Source organism: Pseudomonas putida (genome assembly GCF_001636055.1).
Taxonomy (GTDB): Bacteria; Pseudomonadota; Gammaproteobacteria; order Pseudomonadales; family Pseudomonadaceae; genus Aquipseudomonas; species Aquipseudomonas machongensis.
On record NZ_CP011789.1, the window covers coordinates 1899544 to 1915932 of the forward strand.

Below are 16389 nucleotides of genomic sequence, written 5' to 3' on the forward strand. Positions count from 1 at the left end.
CTGTTGTGCGCACGGCCCGCTCGAACGGGCCGCGCGCGCATAACAAAGACAGTACAAGACAGTCGGGGGGCGGGGTATGAAGTTCATCCTGGGCCTGGGCAAGGCCCTGACGGTGGTTTTCTGGTGGGTGGTGCTGGTCAATCTGTTGATGCCGCAACCCCTGCCGTTCAATCTGCTGATCAATGCGGCAGGCATCATGCTGCTGGGCTTGCATGTGCTGGAGGTGTTGTTCTTCAACGCCAGCCTGCGCGGGCGCAGCCATCGCTGGTTCGATCGCTTGCAGATCCTGCTGACCGGCATCTTCCATGTCATGTCCATTCCCCGTCCGCAGGAGGCTTCGCGCCATGCGTAAGTTGATGTTGCTGGCCGCGCTGGCCACCCCGCTGGCCCAGGCCGAGAGTCTCGAAGTCGCTGCCCATTCGATGCTGCGCCTGCCGAACAAGGCGTCCAGCGTGCACCTGGAGCGCGTGCAGGTGGCCGATTCGGCGACCTTGCTGCTGCCCGCCACGCTCACCACATTGAAGATCGACCACCTCGAACTGGGCCGTGACGCGCGCATCGCCATCGCCCCGGCGCAAAGCGCCTTGAGCATTGAAGCGAGCAGTGCCGTGCTGGGTGTCGGCAGTGAAATCAGCGCGCCTGGGGCACCGGGCAGCTACGAGCGTGCGGCGCGTCCCGGTCGTGACCTCGACTTGCGCCTGCAAACGCTGGAGGCCGAGCAGCTGTCGATCGACGCCCGTGGCGGCGCCGGGGCACCGGGCTATGCCGGCCTCGATGGCGGCAATGGCACGGCCGGAGGGTGTACCTGGGGCACCGCCAGCCGTGGCGCGAACGGTGACAACGGGGGCAATGGGCATGACGGCGCAGCCGGAGGCCGGATTCGCCTGGCCCTGCCGGCAGACTTCCCGCAGGAGCGTATCCAGGTACGCCTCGATGGTGGTGCACCGGGCAAGCCGGGCGCTGCCGGCAAGGCCGGGCAGGGTGGTGCGAGCAAGGGGTGCCTGGTGTATCGCACCGAGGCCGGTGCCAACGGTCGTCCGGGCCTGCCAGGGCAACCGGGGCTTGCCGGTACCGCGGGGGAGTTGATTCTGCAGCGGCTTTGACGGGGAGCGCGTTGCGCTCTCAAGCGTTTGCGATCCCAGGGGCCGCGTTGCGGCCCCGAGTCAATGACTTCAGAACATGACGCGAGCGCTGGCCACTGCCACCACGGCAATGCCCAGCAGCAGGTTGATCCCCACCATCCGTCGGATCCTGCCCAGCACCCCGGCACCCGCCGGCCAGTCCTCGGCCTGCACCGCAGCGCGCAGTTCCGGCAGCAGCAGCGCCTGCACGCGCAGGAACAAGGCAAACATCACGATCCCGCCGCCCATCATCAGTTGTACATAGCGGGGCGCGGTCTCGAAGCCGGAAAATCGCATGTGCAACATGCCGATACCACTTATCGCCAGCACCGCTATCGCCAGCCAGACCCATCCGAAGAAGCGTCGGAATACTTCCACCCACAGCCGCAGCCGCGCGGGCCCTTCCAGCGCTGCGACCGTTGCCGGGCGCAGTACCAGCCAGGCGAAGAACATCCCGCCAACCCAGACAAGGGCGGCCAGGACATGCAGTGTGTAGGGCAGGGCAAAGGCAAGCATCCGGATCTCCATGCGGCACAAAGGGCAATAGCGGGGTATGATAGCCGCCCCATGCGAAACACTGAAAATATATCCAGCCCTTCGGGCGCCCGCAGACCATGATCAGCAACGAACTCAAAGCCACCATCCAGGGCGCCTATTCGCGGTTTCTCGAAGCCAAGAGCCTCAAGCCGCGTTACGGCCAGCGCCTGATGATCGCCGAAGTGGCCAAGGTACTCGGCGACATCGCCTGCGATGATGAAGGTCGCCGGGCCGGCGAACCTGCCGTGGTTGCGGTCGAGGCCGGCACCGGTACCGGCAAGACGGTCGCCTACAGCCTCGCCGCGATTCCCGCCGCCAAGGCCGCCGGCAAGCGCCTGGTGATCGCCACCGCCACCGTCGCCCTGCAGGAGCAGATCGTCTTCAAGGACCTGCCCGACCTGATGCGCAACAGCGGCCTGAACTTCAGCTTCGCTCTGGCCAAAGGGCGTGGGCGCTACCTGTGCCTGTCCAAGCTCGACGTGCTGCTGCAGGAGGGCCACGCCCAGTCGGCGACCGCCCAGCTGTTCGAAGAAGAAGGCTTCCACATCGAAGTCGACGAGCGCAGCCAGAAGCTGTTCAACAGCATGATCGAGAAACTTGCCGGCAATCGCTGGGACGGCGACCGCGACAGTTGGTCGGAAACCCTCGAGGACCAGGACTGGGCGCGCCTGACCACCGACCACAGCCAGTGCACCGGCCGACATTGCCCGAACTTCCAGCAGTGCGTGTTCTACAAGGCGCGCGAAGGCATGGGCAAGGTCGATGTGATCGTCACCAACCACGACATGGTCCTGGCCGACCTGGCCCTGGGCGGTGGCGCGGTACTGCCCGACCCGCGCGACACGATGTACGTGTTCGACGAAGGCCATCACCTGCCAGACAAGGCCATCGGCCATTTCGCCCATTATTCGCGGCTGCGCTCCACGGCCGACTGGCTGGAGCAGACGGCCAAGAACCTCACCAAGCTGTTGGCCCAGCACCCGTTGCCAGGCGACCTGGGCAAGCTGATCGAGCAGGTGCCGGAGCTGGCGCGGGAAATCCGCACCCAGCAGCAGTTCATGTTCACCCTGTGCGAACAGGTTGCCGATTTCCGGCCCGGTGAAGACATGGAAGGGCGTGATCGTCCGCGCTACCGCTTCGAGGGGGGCGTCGTGCCGGAGCAGATCCGCGAGGTCGGCATCGAGCTGAAAAAGGGCTTCGCCCGCCTCAACGATCTGTTCACCCGGCTTGCCGACCTGTTAAAGGAAGGCATGGACGGTGAGGTCAATATCGGCATCGCCAGCCACCAGGCTGAAGAGTGGTACCCGCTGTTTGGCAGCCTGGTCACCCGTGCCCAGGGCAACTGGGAGCTGTGGACCGCCTTCACCGCCGAAGACCCTGAAGACAGCCCGCCCATGGCGCGTTGGCTGACACTGGCCGAAAGTGGGGCGCTGTTCGACATCGAGGTCAACGCCAGCCCGATTCTCGCCGCCGAAATGCTGCGCCGCAGCCTGTGGAGCGTTGCCCATGGTGCGCTGGTCACTTCGGCGACCCTGACTGCGCTGGGCAAGTTCGACCGCTTCCGCATGCGCTCCGGGCTGCCGCGTGATGCGGTGACCTGCGTCGTGCCCAGCCCATTCGTGCATGGCGATGCCGGCTTGCTGCGGGTGCCCGACCTGGGTGCCGACCCGCGCGATGCGGCGGGCCATACTGCGGCGATCATCCGCGAATTGCCGAACATCGTCGAAGACGCCCGTGGCGCGCTGGTGCTGTTCTCTTCGCGCAAGCAGATGCAGGACGTGTTCGATGGCCTGGACCGCGACTGGCGCAAGCTGGTGCTGATCCAGGGCAACCTGTCCAAGCAGGAGACGCTGAACAAGCACAAGGCCCGGGTCGATGACGGTCAGCACAGCGTGTTGTTTGGCCTGGCCAGTTTCGCCGAGGGTGTCGACCTGCCAGGTGCTTATTGCGAGCACGTGGTCATCGCCAAGATTCCGTTCGCCGTGCCAGACGACCCTGTCGAGGCGGCCCTGGCGGAGTGGATCGAGGCGCGTGGCGGTAACCCGTTCATGGAAATCGCCGTGCCCGACGCCTCCCTGCGCCTGATCCAGGCCTGCGGTCGTCTGCTGCGTACCGAGCAGGACCGGGGTGTCATCACCTTGCTCGATCGACGGCTGGTCACCCAACGCTACGGCAAGGCTATTCTCAATGCGCTGCCGCCCTTCCGGCGGGAGATCCAGTAACGGCCGGAGCATGATGCCTGGCCCGTTGTCCATGACTCGACCAGGTCCACGAGGGCCTTGAAGGAGAGCCACGTCCACATGATCCGCCGTACCTTGCCCGTCGTTTTCACCTTGTTGTTCAGTACCCCGTTGCTGGCAGCCCAGCAGACGTTGTTCAGCTTCGTACGCCCGAGTTCGGTCGTCACCGTGACCACCGAAGACACGGGGATGCCGCAGTACAACGCGGAGCAAACAGCCGAAGGCGAAGTGCTGCGGCGCGTGGTATTCAACCCGGTGGAGCGTCCGACCTTGCGCCTCAGCCCGCAGGCAGGGACCTGGGACTGGTCGACAGGGCAGTTTCTGACGCTACGCCTGCAAAGTGCGATGGACTGGGCCTTGACCGTGGATGTCACGCTGCTGGGCAGCGATGGGCGTACGCTCACCAGCCGCATCGACCTGCCAGCGGGCCCGGCGCAGACGGTGATGGTGCCGCTCAAGGCCAGTTCTCCGTTGAGTCAGGGCATGCGTGCCGGTCCGCCGATGCCTTGGACGTACGAAGGGCAACGCGTGCTGTTGACCAGCAGCGCGGGCGAGATAGATCTCAAACAGGTGGTTTCGATCAGCCTGAGCATTCCCCGACCCAAGGTCGCGCAGAACCTGCTGATCGAAAAGGTCGGGATACAGGATGATGACCAGGCATACCGGGCGGCCTACGGCGATTTGATCGATGCCTATGGCCAGTCCACCCGAGGCCGCTGGCCGGAAAAAATCGTCAACGATGAGCAACTCAAGGCCGCCGATGCCCGTGAGCGCCAGCAGCTCAAGGCCTGGCTGGCCGAGCGCGACAAGCAGAAACTGGACACGTACGGCGGCCTGGTGGCCGGACCAACCTTCGAAGCCACCGGCTTCTTCCGCACTGAAAAGCGCGACGGCCGCTGGTTCCTGGTGACCCCGCAGGGGCACCCGTTCTACTCGCTGGGCGTCAACGCGGTGGCCGCCGATGGCGGGCGCACTTACGTCGCGGGCCGAGAATCGATGTTCAAAGGGTTGCCTGGGGAGGGCGACCCGCTCGCGGCGTTCTATGGCCAAGGCAACAATAACGACGGTAATGCGTCTTCCCTAGGGCGTGGCTTCAAGCAAGGGCGTTGGTATGACTTCTATGCTGCGAACCTGCAGCGCACCTATGCCAAGCCCTGCGCCCCCGCGCCCGAGGGGCAGCCTCTGGTGGACTGCCCGGCCGCCGGTGTCGATGCCGAGCGCTGGCAGGTGCACAGCCTCGATCGTTTGCAGGCCTGGGGGTTCAACACCCTGGGTAACTGGAGCGATCCGGCCCTGAGCCAGGCCAGGCGCATGCCGTACACCCTGCCGCTGTCGATCGTCGGTGACTATGCCAGTATCAGCACCGGCATGGACTGGTGGGGGCGCATGCCCGACCCGTTCGACCCGCGATTTGCCATGGCTACAGAACGTGCGGTGGCCATTGCCGCGCGGGATCATCGCGACGACCCGTGGCTGATCGGTTATTTCGCTGACAACGAACTGGCCTGGGCGGCGCCGGGCGATGATCCCAAGGCGCGGTATGGCCTGGCTTATGGCACCTTGCGCCTGACCACCGATGTGCCGGCCAAGCGCGCCTTCCTCAAGCAGTTGCGTGACAAGTACCGAAACCAGGAGGGGCTGTCGAAGGCTTGGGGTATCGAACTGAAAGCCTGGGAGCTCATGGAGGACCCCGGTTTCGAGGCGCCACTGCCCAACCCTGAGCACCCGGAAATCGAGCGTGACTATCAGTACTTCCAGCAGGTGTTCGCACAGACCTACTTCAAGACCATCTCCGATGCGCTGAAATGGCATGCGCCCAACCATTTGTTGCTGGGTGGACGCTACGCCATCAGTACACCTGAGGCAGTGAAGGCCTGTGCCGAGTTCTGCGATGTGCTCAGCTTCAACTTCTATACCCTCAAGCCCGAGGACGGCTACGACTTCGCCCGGTTGGCCGAGCTGGACAAGCCGGTGCTGGTCTCGGAGTTCCAGTTCGGCTCCCGTGACCGTGGCCCGTTCTGGCCAGGGCCGCTCGAGGTCGCGCGTGAAGAGGACCGTGGGCCTGCCTACGGCAATTTCCTCAAGGCAGCCCTGGCTCAACCGATGATCGTGGGTGCTCACTGGTTCCAATACCTCGACCAGCCAGCCAGCGGGCGTTTGCTCGACGGGGAGAATGGGCATCTGGGCCTGGTCGGTATCACCGACGTGGCCTATCCGGGGTTTGTCGAGGCGGTAAGGCGGAGCAACCAGCAGGCATTGGAGCAATTGCGCAGGGGGCTCGAGGTCAAGGCGCCCTGAGCACAGCAGTTGGGTTCCGGCCAGTACTGGCCGCCTAACCTCTGGGGTTTTGCTTACAACCTTCCAGCCACATTCAGTAGGCAAACCCGCCAACTACTGAAACAATGCACGACTTTGTGAGACAGGTCGTACGGAGAGTAGGCGGGTGCAGATCCAGGGTCACTATGAGCTGAAGTTCGAAGCGGTGCGCGACGCGTTTGCCGCATTGTTCGATGATCCCCAGGAGCGTGGCGCGGCGCTGTGCATCCAGGTTGGTGGCGAAACCGTCATCGATCTTTGGGCGGGCAGCGCCGACAAGGACGGCCAGCAGGCCTGGCACAGCGATACCATCGCCAACCTGTTTTCCTGCACCAAGACCTTCACTGCTGTGACTGCGCTGCAATTGGTGGGCGAGGGCAAGCTGGCCCTGGACGTGCCGGTGACCCGTTATTGGCCGGAGTTTGGCCAGGCGGGCAAGGACGGCATTACCCTGCGCCAGTTGCTGAGCCATCGCGCCGGCCTGCCGGCAATCCGTGAGTTGTTGCCGGCCGAGGCCCTCTACGACTGGCAGGTCATGGTCGACGCCCTAGCGGCCGAAACGCCGTGGTGGACCCCTGGCAGCGAGCATGGCTATGCCGCCATCACCTATGGCTGGCTGATCGGCGAACTGATCCGCCGCGCCGATGGCCGTGGCCCGGGTGACTCGATCGTCGCCCGCACTGCACGCCCGTTGGGCCTGGATTTTCATGTGGGGCTGGCCGATGAGGAGTTCCACCGCGTGGCGCATATCGCCCGTGGCAAGGGTAATCCTGGTGATGCCGCAGCCCAGCGTTTGCTGCAGGTCACCATGCGCGAGCCCGAGGCGTTGTCGACCCGCGCCTTCACCAATCCGCCAGCGATCCTCACCAGCACCAACAAACCCGAGTGGCGACGCATGCAGCAACCGGCTGCCAATGGCCACGGCAATGCCCGCAGCCTGGCGGGCTTCTATGCCGGCCTGCTCGATGGCAGCCTGCTGGAGTCCGAACTGCTCGATGAACTGACCCGCGAGCATAGCCTTGGGCAGGATCGCACCCTGTTGACCCAGACCCGTTTTGGCCTGGGCTGCATGCTCGACCAGCCGGATGTCGCCAACGCCACCTTCGGCCTGGGTGCTCGGGCTTTCGGTCATCCGGGGGCAGGTGGATCGGTCGGTTTCGCCGACCCCGAGCACGACGTGGCCTTCGGTTTCGTCACCAATACCCTGGGCCCCTACGTATTGATGGACCCCCGTGCGCAGAAACTGGTGCGGGTACTGGGTAATTGCCTTTGATCGGGTAATGCGGGTAATGCCCGATTCCTTTGACTATCCTCAATGCCAACGCCTCGTGTGTGTGGGCAAAATTTCTTTCTAATTCATGGTGTATCGCTGATGTCTTCACAAAAAACCTTAGCACTTGCCCTGTGCCTGGCCATGACCGGCTGCGCCAGCCACTCCCAGGACGCTTCGAAGGACGGCGGCCTCAACTGGTGGCCCTTCGGTTCGGACAAGGTTGCCGAACAGGACGTGAAGGACGCGGTGACCGAGAAGGTCGTCCAGGCCGATGCCAAGTCTGAAAGCAGCAGCCGCTGGTGGTGGCCGTTCGGCTCGAGCGACAAGCAGGCCGAGGCGCCGGCAGTGCCCAAGATCGACCAGAAGGCCACCCAGGCCTGGCTGGACGAGTACGAACCGAAGCTGCGCGAGGCCGCCAAAGACAGCAAGCTTGAAATCGAACGTCGTGACAACGTGCTTGCGGTGACCCTGCCGGTCGACGGCTCCTACAACCCGGACCGCCCGAACATGCTGCTGCCGTCTTCTCTGGGCCCGATCACCCGTGTGGCCAAGATCGTCGAAGGCGACCCGAAGACTGCCGTGCTCGTACTTGGCCATGCCGATACCAGCGGTGTCGCCGTCGCCAACCAGAAGCTCAGCCTCGAGCGTGCCGCGTCGGTCTCGGCGATCTTCCGCTTGAGCGGCTTGCAGCGTGACCGCCTGACTCTCAAGGGCATGGGTGGCGTGATGCCACGCGCGGCCAATGACAGCGTCGAGGGTCGAGCCCTGAACCGCCGTGTGGAAATGCTGCTGACCCCGCAGAACACCATGGTCGCCTTGCTGGCCAAGTACCAGCAGGCAGCTCCGGCGCCGGTGCCTGCGGCGATGGTTGCCACCCAGGATGCCAAGGCACCCGCCAAGGCCGCTGATGCCAAGCCCGCCGCGAAGAAGACTGTCGCCAAGGCCGCAGCCAAGCCCGCCGCGAAAAAGCCTGTCGCCAAGGCTGCAGCCAAGCCGGCCGCGAAAAAGCCGGCAACCAAGCCCGCAGCCAAGAAAGCGGCGCCTGCTGCCGACAAGAAAGTCGCCGCCAACAGCCCTGCGAAGACCAATTGATCGTCTAAGGAAACGCAGCCATGACTCAATCCCTGGCCGACATGCGGCGCGACTACACCCGTGATGGCCTGGCCGAGGCCCAGGCACCGGGTGAGCCGTTCGCGCTGTTTCACCATTGGTTCGGCGACGCGGTGAAGACTGAACAGCCGCCCGTCGAGGCCAATGCCATGACCCTTGCCACGGTTGACGGCGAAGGGCGTCCGCATTGTCGGGTGCTGCTGCTCAAGGGGCTCGATGAGCGCGGATTCACGTTCTTCACCAACTATGAAAGCGCCAAGGGCCAGCAATTGCTGGTCAATCCGTTCGCTGCGATGACGTTCTTCTGGCCGGCGCTCGAGCGCCAGGTGCGCATCGAAGGGCGAGTGGAAAAAGTCAGCGCAAAAGAGTCGGACGACTACTACCAGGTACGTCCTCTGGGCAGTCGGCTGGGGGCCTGGGCCTCGCCACAGAGCCGAGTGATCGCCGATCGCGCAGCGCTCGAAGGTTTGGTCAAGGCTACCGAGGCGCGGTTCTCCGACACTCAGCCGCATTGCCCGGACCATTGGGGTGGTTACCGCTTGCTACCTGAGCGGATCGAGTTCTGGCAGGGGCGCTCCAGCCGCTTGCACGATCGCCTCAATTACCGGCTGATCGATGGTCAGTGGCAGCGCGAGCGGTTGGCTCCGTGATTGCCAGGGGGCCGCTTGCGGCCCTCGCCATTACCCGGTAAGGCTTGATCTTCATCCCGCCTTCAGCGGCGAAAACACAGTCCAACGCCCCCTGTCATTGCGACGATGAAGTAATCCACGACTATTCTTGGTCTCATTGGTGAAGTGGGCGGCAAGGTGCTTGGCGCCTGTACTCGAGCTGAATGAAAACAATTTAATAACGTTTGTGTCGTGACACCCATCAACACGGGGAGTCTAATGGACACCTGACTTATGGAGATTCCCCATGCGTAAATCCGTTTTGATGGTGGCAAGCTTCACCACCATGGCGCTGTTGCTCGGTGGCTGCCAGTCCAGCCTGACCGGTGACAGCTACTCTCGAGATGAAGCCCGTCGCGTGCAGACTGTGCGCATGGGCACGATCGAATCCCTGCGCCCGGTCAAGATCGAGGGTACCAAGACTCCGATCGGTGGTGGTGCCGGTGCCATTGTCGGTGGCGTCGCGGGCAGCGCCGTAGGGGGTGGTCGCGGCAGTATCGTTGCTGCGGTGATCGGTGCCGTGGCCGGCGGCCTGGCAGGCTCGGCCGCTGAAGAAGGCCTGACCCGCACCCAAGGCGTTGAAATTACCGTGCGTGAAGACGACGGCAGCATGCGCGCCTATGTGCAGCAAGTGCAGCAGAACGAGATCTTCCGCGTTGGTGAACGTGTGCGCATCATGACCGTCGATGGCACCAGCCGCGTCACTCACTGATTTCGCAGCGCAAAGAAAACCCCGATCCGGCGAGGCCGGTCGGGGTTTTTTTGTGCCTGATGCTATCAGCTGGTTGCAACCGATACTTGTCGCTTGCGGCTGGCCGCCGCAGTCACGGCATAGCCGATCAACGCCGCGAAGAGCGAGCCGGTGAGGATACCCATGCGGTCCTCCCCGGCATACTCGCTGACACCGGATGGGAAGGCCAGGGAGCCAACGAAGAGGCTCATGGTGAAACCGATACCGCACAGAATCGCGACGCCAAACACCTGGCCCCAGTTGGCGCCCGCGGGCAGGGCGGCCAGGCGCAGCTTGATGGCCATCCAGGTCAGGCCGAACACACCAACCGTCTTACCCAGCAGCAATCCGATGGCGATGCCCATGGGCACCGAATGCGTGAAGCTCTCCGCGCTGGCATTGGTCAGCGATACTCCAGCATTGGCGAACGCGAACAGCGGCAGGATCGCGTAGGCCACCCAGGGGTGTAGCGCGTGCTCCAGGGTGAGCAGTGGAGAGGCATTTTTCTTGTCGCCAGTGCCCAGGGGAATGAACATTGCCAGCGCCACGCCGGCGAGGGTGGCATGGACGCCGCTCTTCAGCACGCAGACCCAAAGCACCAGCCCGACGATCAGGTAGGGTGCAAGCTTCTTCACCCCGAGGCGGTTCATGCCCAACAGTGCCAGCAGACAAGCTCCGGCAAGCATCAATGCCATGTTCGAAAGCTCGCCGGAATAGAACAGGGCGATGATGATGATCGCGCCGAGGTCGTCGATGATCGCCAGGGTCATCAGGAACAATTTGAGCGATACCGGCACACGCTTGCCGAGCAGCGCCAGCACGCCAAGGGCGAACGCGATGTCGGTGGCGGTAGGGATGGCCCAGCCAGCCAGTGTGGCGGGGTTGTCACGGTTGATGAACCAGTAGATCAGCGCCGGTACCAGCATGCCGCCGACCGCCGCAGTGGCAGGAAGAATGATCTGCGAGGGCTTTGACAGCTGGCCTTCAAGTACCTCGCGCTTGACCTCCAGGCCGATCAGCAGGAAGAACAGCGCCATCAGGCCATCGTTGATCCACAACAGCAGCGGTTTGGCGATCTGCAGGGCACCGATCTGCACCGCGACAGGAACGTCGAGAAAGCCCATGTACAGGTGCGACAGGGGTGAGTTGTTGACGATCAGGGCAATGACCGCCGCGATGATGAGCAGCAGGCCGCTGGCAGACTCCAGCTGCAGGAAACGATTGATAAGGCTGCGCACGGGCGAGCGTCTCCAGTACGTATTTGAACGGAACGGGCGTACACCCTAACGTGCGGCGATATTCTTTAAAACAAAAACTATATTCTTTTTTGTTATAAATAATTGCGCTTTGGCTATCTGACTCCTGGGCGGAGGTATCCCTCTGGATTCTACGAATATTCAGCCGACTGCCGAGCCGTTTCACCGTTGAAATCTGCGCTGGAACGCTTTTCTTCCAAACAAGCGTCACGGAGGGGGACTTGGGGAATGCGCATTGGCCTACATCCTGCTCGGATCGTTCACCCGCTCTCTACAGAATTGGGTGTCTGCCTCTTAAGAATATGGCTGGTGAAATTTCAAAAAATCCCACTAATTGTTTGATTTTATTAGCTAATTATTTCCAGGAAACCTAATTGTAATGCGCTCCCAACAGGCTCTGCTGCCACCGATCGGCTGTGGTCCGGCGGTAGAAAACCATTACTTTGGGAGAAGTTGCATGAACGCTATTCACCGCCTGGCAAGCTGTCGTTTCGGATGTGCTGCGGGCGTTCTGGGATTGATGATCAGCACCCAGGCAGCAGCCGGTACCGTCACGACCGATGGGGCTGATATCGTCATCAAGACCAAGGGGGGGCTTGAAGTTGCCACGACCGACAAGCAATTCGCTTTCCAGATAGGTGGCCTGTTGCAGGCTGACTACAGTGAGTTCGACGGTCTCTATAGCAAGAACGGCAAGCGCGCGAACGAGGCTTTCCTGCGTCGTGCCAGGTTGGAGCTCAATGGCAAGGCCTATGGTGATTGGTCCTATGAGTTCTCCATCGATTTCGCCGACGACGGTGCGACGTCATGGAAGGAAGCCTCTGTCAGCTACCTGGCGCTGGAGCCGGTGACGATCAAGGTGGGGCGTTTTGATCCCGACTTCGGGCTGGAGCAAGCTACCAGTTCCAAATGGACAACCGCCATGGAGCGTAGCCTGCTCGGCGATCTGGCCCCGTGGATAGCCGACCATGCAGACGGCATGGGCGTGCAATTGAGCGCCAGCACCGATCTGTTCTATGGCGTCGCCAGTGTCAATCGCCCCAAGGGGCAGGAAGACAAGAACGGCAAGAACACCAACACCTATAACCTCCGCGCCGTCGTCGCTCCCTGGGCCGAGCCTGGCAATGTGCTGCACTTTGGTGTCAATTACGCCATGAGTGATATCGACAACGTTGCCAGCAACGGCCGTATCCGTTCACGCCTGGGCGCGCGCGCAACCTCCGAGGACGCCGTCAACGGTAACCGCGTGGACCTCGCTCCTGGCGTTGCCGGAGCCTACGACGGTGATGCGGTCTGGGGCCTGGAAGCCGCCTGGGCGCAGGGGGCTTTTTCGGTGCAGGCCGAGTACCTGCGCCGGGATCTCGATGCAGTAACGGATACCAGGCGCAATGATCGAAAAGCTGAGGGGTACTACGGCCAGTTGGCCTACACCCTCACTGGCGAGCCTCGGGGTTACAAACTCAACGGTGGCAAGTTCGACAAGGTCAAGCCGTCCGACAAGCAACTGGGGGCCTGGGAGGTCTTCTACCGCTTCGATGCCGCGCGAGTCGAAGAGCGCGGTTACCTGGATAACCGGGCGAAGCTGCACACCTTGGGCGTCAACTGGTATGTAAATGATCAGGTCAAGGTTTCGGCCAATTATGTGAAAACAAACGTCGATGGCATCAGTAACCAGGTCGGTGATGACTCTGGCGACGCCGTGGCGATGCGCCTGCAGTATGTTTTCTGAGCCCTGCACCAGACATGTAGCAGCCCCGGTGCTCCGGGGCTTGCCTGACCGCGAGGAATACCATGATCCGCTTCTGCACTACCGTTTTGGCGCTGTTTCTGCTCTGTGCCCAAGTCCGAGCCGATGGCGAGCCTGCCCGCATCGGACAGCTGCTGGAGGTCAGCATCGAGCAGTTGCACCCAACCCAGGCTGTCATCGGATTCGACCAGATCTATTACAAGCTGGGTCGTTATGCCGCCGAGCCGAAAAGGGCCTTCGATGACTATTGTGAAGTCAACGGGCAGGGCGAGGCTCGTGCGGTGGGCAAAGGCGCCGAGTTGAGCAATCCCGACAGCTTTGCCTGTGAGGCCCCCATAGGCACTCGCAAGGCCGACATGAAGACGGTCGTCGTCGGCCCGGGCGGGCGCCTTTATCTCACCGATGGTCACCATGGTTTCACCAGCCTCGCCGAGTGGGCCGGTCGTGGCTTGAAGGTCTGGGTGAGAGTTACCGACGATTTCAGCGACAGCACCGACCTTGCGCAGTTCTGGCAGCGCATGCAGCAGGCCCGCAAGACCTGGCTGCGCGATGCTGACGGCAAGCCGATCACACCTGCCCAGCTACCCGCCCATGTTGGCTTGAGTGATATGGCCGATGACCCGTATCGGTCCCTGGTGTACTTCGCCCGCAAGGTTGGCTACGACAAACCGCGCTCCGGTGACGTGGCGCCTGAGTTTCTCGAGTTTTACTGGGGCAACTGGCTGCGGGGAACGTTGCCGCTGGCAGCTTTCGATCTTGATGAGCGCAGCGGTTATCGGCAGGCGGTTGCCGCAGCCGCCAGGTTGATGGTGACGCTGGCCCCAGACGAGGTTGTTGGCGACAGCGGCTTCACTGCGCGCCAACTGGGTGGTTATCACAGCGTTGACCGCAAGGAACTGGACAAGACTGCGAGCCGCAAGCTGGGCTATGTGGCCGAGTACCGCAAGAACCGCAGTACTCGGCAATAGCCCGTGCAACTGGCCTGGCTCGGGGCGTCAGGCCTCGATTCCCAGCATGTCGCGCGCGACCGCTTCGGCGATCCGAATGCCATCGACGCCCGCCGACAGGATGCCGCCGGCATAGCCTGCCCCTTCACCGGCCGGGAACAGCCCTTTGAGGTTCAGGCTCTGGTAGTCCTCGCCACGGGTAATGCGCAGTGGCGACGAGGTACGTGTCTCGATGCCGGTCAGCACTGCATCGTGCAGGTTGTAGCCCTTGATCTGGCGATCGAAGGCCGGTAGCGCTTCGCGAATCGCCTCGATGGCGAAGTCTGGCAGGCTGGGAGCCAGGTCACCGAGAGTGACGCCTGGTTTGTAGGAAGGTTCGACGCTGCCCAGCGCCGTGGACGCACGACCTGCGACGAAATCGCCGACCAGTTGCGCCGGCGCCTGGTAGTTGCTGCCGCCCATGACATAGGCGTGGGCTTCCAGGCGTTCCTGCAACTCGATGCCGGCCAGCGGGCCGCCCGGGTAGTCACGCTCAGGGTCGATGCCCACGACGATGCCCGAGTTGGCATTGCGCTCATTGCGCGAATACTGGCTCATGCCGTTGGTGACTACCCGCCCCGGCTCGCTGGTGGCGGCGACCACGGTACCGCCCGGGCACATGCAGAAGCTGTAGACCGAGCGGCCGTTCTTGGCGTGGTAGACCAGTTTGTAGTCGGCGGCGCCGAGTTTGGGGTGCCCGGCGTACTTGCCCAGGCGCGCCTTGTCGATCAGCGATTGCGGATGCTCGATACGGAAACCCACCGAGAAGGGCTTGGCCTCCATGAACACGCCCCTGGCGTGGAGCATACGGAAGGTGTCGCGGGCACTGTGCCCCAGGGCCAGCACCACATGGCGCGAGTGCAGCTGTTCGCCGCTTTCCAGAACGACGCCGGTGAGCTGTTCGCCATTGAGCAGCAGGTCGGTGACCTTCTCCTGGAAGCGGATTTCACCGCCCAGGGCAATGATCTCCTCGCGCATCTTCTCGACCATGCTGGTCAGGCGGAAGGTACCGATGTGCGGCTTGTTGATGTAGAGGATTTCCTCCGGTGCGCCTGCCTTGACGAATTCTTCGAGCACCTTGCGGCCATGGTGCTGCGGGTCCTTGATCTGGCTGTACAGCTTGCCGTCGGAGAAGGTGCCGGCGCCGCCTTCGCCGAACTGCACGTTGGATTCGGGGTTGAGCACGCTCTTGCGCCACAGGCCCCAGGTATCCTTGGTGCGCTGGCGTACTTCCTTGCCGCGCTCGAGCACGATCGGCTTGAAGCCCATCTGCGCCAGCAGCAGGCCTGCAAAGATGCCGCACGGGCCGAAGCCGACCACGATCGGACGTTGCTGAAGATCGGCCGGGGCATGCCCGACGAACTTGTAGCTGACGTCCGGCGCCACGCTGATATTGCGATCATCGGCGAACCTGTGCAGAAGCTCGGCTTCGTTGCTGGCTTCAAGGTCGATGGTGTAGATAAACAGCAGTTCGCTGTTCTTCTTGCGTGCGTCGTAGCTGCGCTTGAACAGGTTGAAGCCGAGCAGTTGCTCGTCGCGGATCCCCAGGCGCTGGACGATAGCCTCGCGCAAGGCTTCGTCGGGATGGTCCAGGGGCAGCTTCAGTTCGGTGATTCGTAGCATGGCAGGGTCCAGTATCCCGGCCATGGGCGGCCGGCGGCTTTACTCAAACCGCCAAGTATAAGCTGTTCGCCGCCCCGACTGGCAGGATAAAAGTACCCGATGATCAGTTGTCGCGCGCACCGCCGTAGTAGGCACAGCCTTGCAGGGCCTGGCCATCGATGCGCAGTTCGGCGCGCAAGTGACGCACGGCACCGGTGCCAGGCTCGACACAACGCTGCGGCGCGACCCACAGCTCGACGCGCTGGCCGTTGGCTTCGCTGGACAGGCTCAGGCCGCCGCCGGGCATCTGCTCTTCGAGGAAGGGCAGCGGCAGCGGATCCTTGCCTTCACGGTTGATCACCATGCCCTTGCCGCTGGCCTTGATGTCCCAGTCGGGTGCGTGCCCGCCAGCACGCAGGGTCAGTTGCTTGAAGTTGGGGTCTTCGCAGGCACTGGCGGAGGCTTCGACTCGGTACAGCCGGGTAACGTCCAGCTGGCCGTCACTGTTGGCCTCGCGACTGCCGGCCAGGCGCCCGCGGATATCGGCGAACAGCGTGGTCTTGGGGCCACTGGCGAGGTTGGCGGCTTCCTGCAGGATGCCGGTTCCAGCGGCATCCTTGACCACGAAGCGACGTGCCTCGCTGCAGGGCTTGAACAGCAACTGGCCATTGGCTGCACTGAGTTCGCCTTGCATGCGGGTAGTGCCGACGTTCGGGTCGCTTGGTTGTTCGGCGAGCATCTGGCAGCCGGCGAACAGGGGCAGCAGGGCGGCGAGCAGCAGGGGAGGGGTGAGACGCATCGTG

The 16389-nt window shown here is 63.0% G+C and carries 14 protein-coding genes; 10 read left to right on the forward strand and 4 right to left on the reverse strand.

The genetic code is table 11. From position 1 onward, the window contains the following. The first annotated feature begins 76 nt into the window (after positions 1-76). Together AB688_RS08735 and AB688_RS08740 are read left to right on the forward strand one after the other, a co-directional pair. Entirely contained in the window at positions 77-352 is a 276-nt protein-coding gene (locus AB688_RS08735; protein ID WP_063543472.1) for a DUF1145 domain-containing protein, read from the forward strand. After that, entirely contained in the window at positions 345-1103 is a 759-nt protein-coding gene (locus AB688_RS08740; protein WP_054891765.1) for a hypothetical protein, read from the forward strand. Before AB688_RS08735 ends, AB688_RS08740 begins: the two co-directional genes overlap by 8 nt. Before the next feature lie 69 nt (positions 1104-1172). Here AB688_RS08740 and AB688_RS08745 read toward each other — a convergent pair whose 3' ends face one another. Beyond that, on the reverse strand, positions 1173-1637 hold the full coding sequence (locus tag AB688_RS08745; protein ID WP_054891764.1) for a CopD family protein: 465 nt from the start codon (positions 1635-1637) through the stop codon (positions 1173-1175). Between the two features lie 98 nt (positions 1638-1735). Here AB688_RS08745 and dinG point away from each other — a divergent pair, with 98 nt between their 5' ends. From dinG to AB688_RS08775, 6 genes are all read left to right on the forward strand, one after another. Continuing rightward, positions 1736-3880 carry an ATP-dependent DNA helicase DinG gene (gene dinG / locus AB688_RS08750; protein WP_063543474.1) on the forward strand — a complete coding sequence of 715 codons (2145 nt, stop codon included), beginning with the start codon at positions 1736-1738 and terminating at the stop codon, positions 3878-3880. Positions 3881-3958: 78 nt separating this feature from the next. Next, on the forward strand, positions 3959-6196 hold the full coding sequence (locus AB688_RS08755; protein ID WP_063543476.1) for a beta-galactosidase: 2238 nt from the start codon (positions 3959-3961) through the stop codon (positions 6194-6196). Positions 6197-6341: 145 nt separating this feature from the next. After that, positions 6342-7487, forward strand: a complete 1146-nt coding sequence (locus AB688_RS08760) for a serine hydrolase domain-containing protein (protein WP_063543479.1) — start codon at positions 6342-6344, stop codon at positions 7485-7487. 99 nt (positions 7488-7586) lie between these two features. Further along, entirely contained in the window at positions 7587-8579 is a 993-nt protein-coding gene (locus tag AB688_RS08765; RefSeq protein ID WP_063543481.1) for an OmpA family protein, read from the forward strand. Between the two features lie 20 nt (positions 8580-8599). Continuing rightward, the gene (gene pdxH / locus AB688_RS08770; RefSeq protein ID WP_063543483.1) at positions 8600-9247 is read left to right on the forward strand and encodes a pyridoxamine 5'-phosphate oxidase; all 648 of its coding nucleotides are present in this window, start codon (positions 8600-8602) and stop codon (positions 9245-9247) included. A 265-nt stretch (positions 9248-9512) separates the two neighbouring features. Further along, on the forward strand, positions 9513-9977 hold the full coding sequence (locus tag AB688_RS08775; RefSeq protein WP_054891758.1) for a glycine zipper 2TM domain-containing protein: 465 nt from the start codon (positions 9513-9515) through the stop codon (positions 9975-9977). A 65-nt stretch (positions 9978-10042) separates the two neighbouring features. Here AB688_RS08775 and nhaA read toward each other — a convergent pair whose 3' ends face one another. Continuing rightward, positions 10043-11233 (reverse strand): Na+/H+ antiporter NhaA, encoded by a 1191-nt coding sequence (nhaA, locus tag AB688_RS08780; RefSeq protein WP_063543485.1) that lies wholly within the window; start codon positions 11231-11233, stop codon positions 10043-10045. A 475-nt stretch (positions 11234-11708) separates the two neighbouring features. Here nhaA and AB688_RS08785 point away from each other — a divergent pair, with 475 nt between their 5' ends. Continuing rightward, on the forward strand, positions 11709-12980 hold the full coding sequence (locus AB688_RS08785) for a porin (protein ID WP_081255209.1): 1272 nt from the start codon (positions 11709-11711) through the stop codon (positions 12978-12980). Between the two features lie 62 nt (positions 12981-13042). Further along, positions 13043-13966, forward strand: coding sequence for a ParB/Srx family N-terminal domain-containing protein (locus AB688_RS08790; RefSeq protein ID WP_063543490.1), 924 nt, complete (start codon positions 13043-13045; stop codon positions 13964-13966). 27 nt (positions 13967-13993) lie between these two features. Here the strand turns inward: AB688_RS08790 and AB688_RS08795 are convergent, their stop codons facing one another. Then, a complete protein-coding gene (locus AB688_RS08795; protein ID WP_063543492.1) occupies positions 13994-15607 on the reverse strand; it encodes an NAD(P)/FAD-dependent oxidoreductase in 1614 nt (537 codons plus the stop codon). A 103-nt stretch (positions 15608-15710) separates the two neighbouring features. Then, on the reverse strand, positions 15711-16385 hold the full coding sequence (locus AB688_RS08800; RefSeq protein WP_054891754.1) for a COG3650 family protein: 675 nt from the start codon (positions 16383-16385) through the stop codon (positions 15711-15713). Positions 16386-16389 lie beyond the last annotated feature (4 nt).

Coding starts and splice junctions, on each gene's coding strand:
- AB688_RS08740 (WP_054891765.1), top strand. CDS start 345: ATGCGTAAGTTGATGTTGCTGGCCGCGCTGGCCACCCCGCTGGCCCAG.
- AB688_RS08765 (WP_063543481.1), top strand. CDS start 7,587: ATGTCTTCACAAAAAACCTTAGCACTTGCCCTGTGCCTGGCCATGACC.
- dinG (WP_063543474.1), top strand. CDS start 1,736: ATGATCAGCAACGAACTCAAAGCCACCATCCAGGGCGCCTATTCGCGG.
- AB688_RS08775 (WP_054891758.1), top strand. CDS start 9,513: ATGCGTAAATCCGTTTTGATGGTGGCAAGCTTCACCACCATGGCGCTG.
- AB688_RS08735 (WP_063543472.1), top strand. CDS start 77: ATGAAGTTCATCCTGGGCCTGGGCAAGGCCCTGACGGTGGTTTTCTGG.
- AB688_RS08755 (WP_063543476.1), top strand. CDS start 3,959: ATGATCCGCCGTACCTTGCCCGTCGTTTTCACCTTGTTGTTCAGTACC.
- AB688_RS08745 (WP_054891764.1), bottom strand. CDS start 1,637: ATGCTTGCCTTTGCCCTGCCCTACACACTGCATGTCCTGGCCGCCCTT.
- AB688_RS08790 (WP_063543490.1), top strand. CDS start 13,043: ATGATCCGCTTCTGCACTACCGTTTTGGCGCTGTTTCTGCTCTGTGCC.
- pdxH (WP_063543483.1), top strand. CDS start 8,600: ATGACTCAATCCCTGGCCGACATGCGGCGCGACTACACCCGTGATGGC.
- AB688_RS08795 (WP_063543492.1), bottom strand. CDS start 15,607: ATGCTACGAATCACCGAACTGAAGCTGCCCCTGGACCATCCCGACGAA.
- AB688_RS08785 (WP_081255209.1), top strand. CDS start 11,709: ATGAACGCTATTCACCGCCTGGCAAGCTGTCGTTTCGGATGTGCTGCG.
- AB688_RS08800 (WP_054891754.1), bottom strand. CDS start 16,385: ATGCGTCTCACCCCTCCCCTGCTGCTCGCCGCCCTGCTGCCCCTGTTC.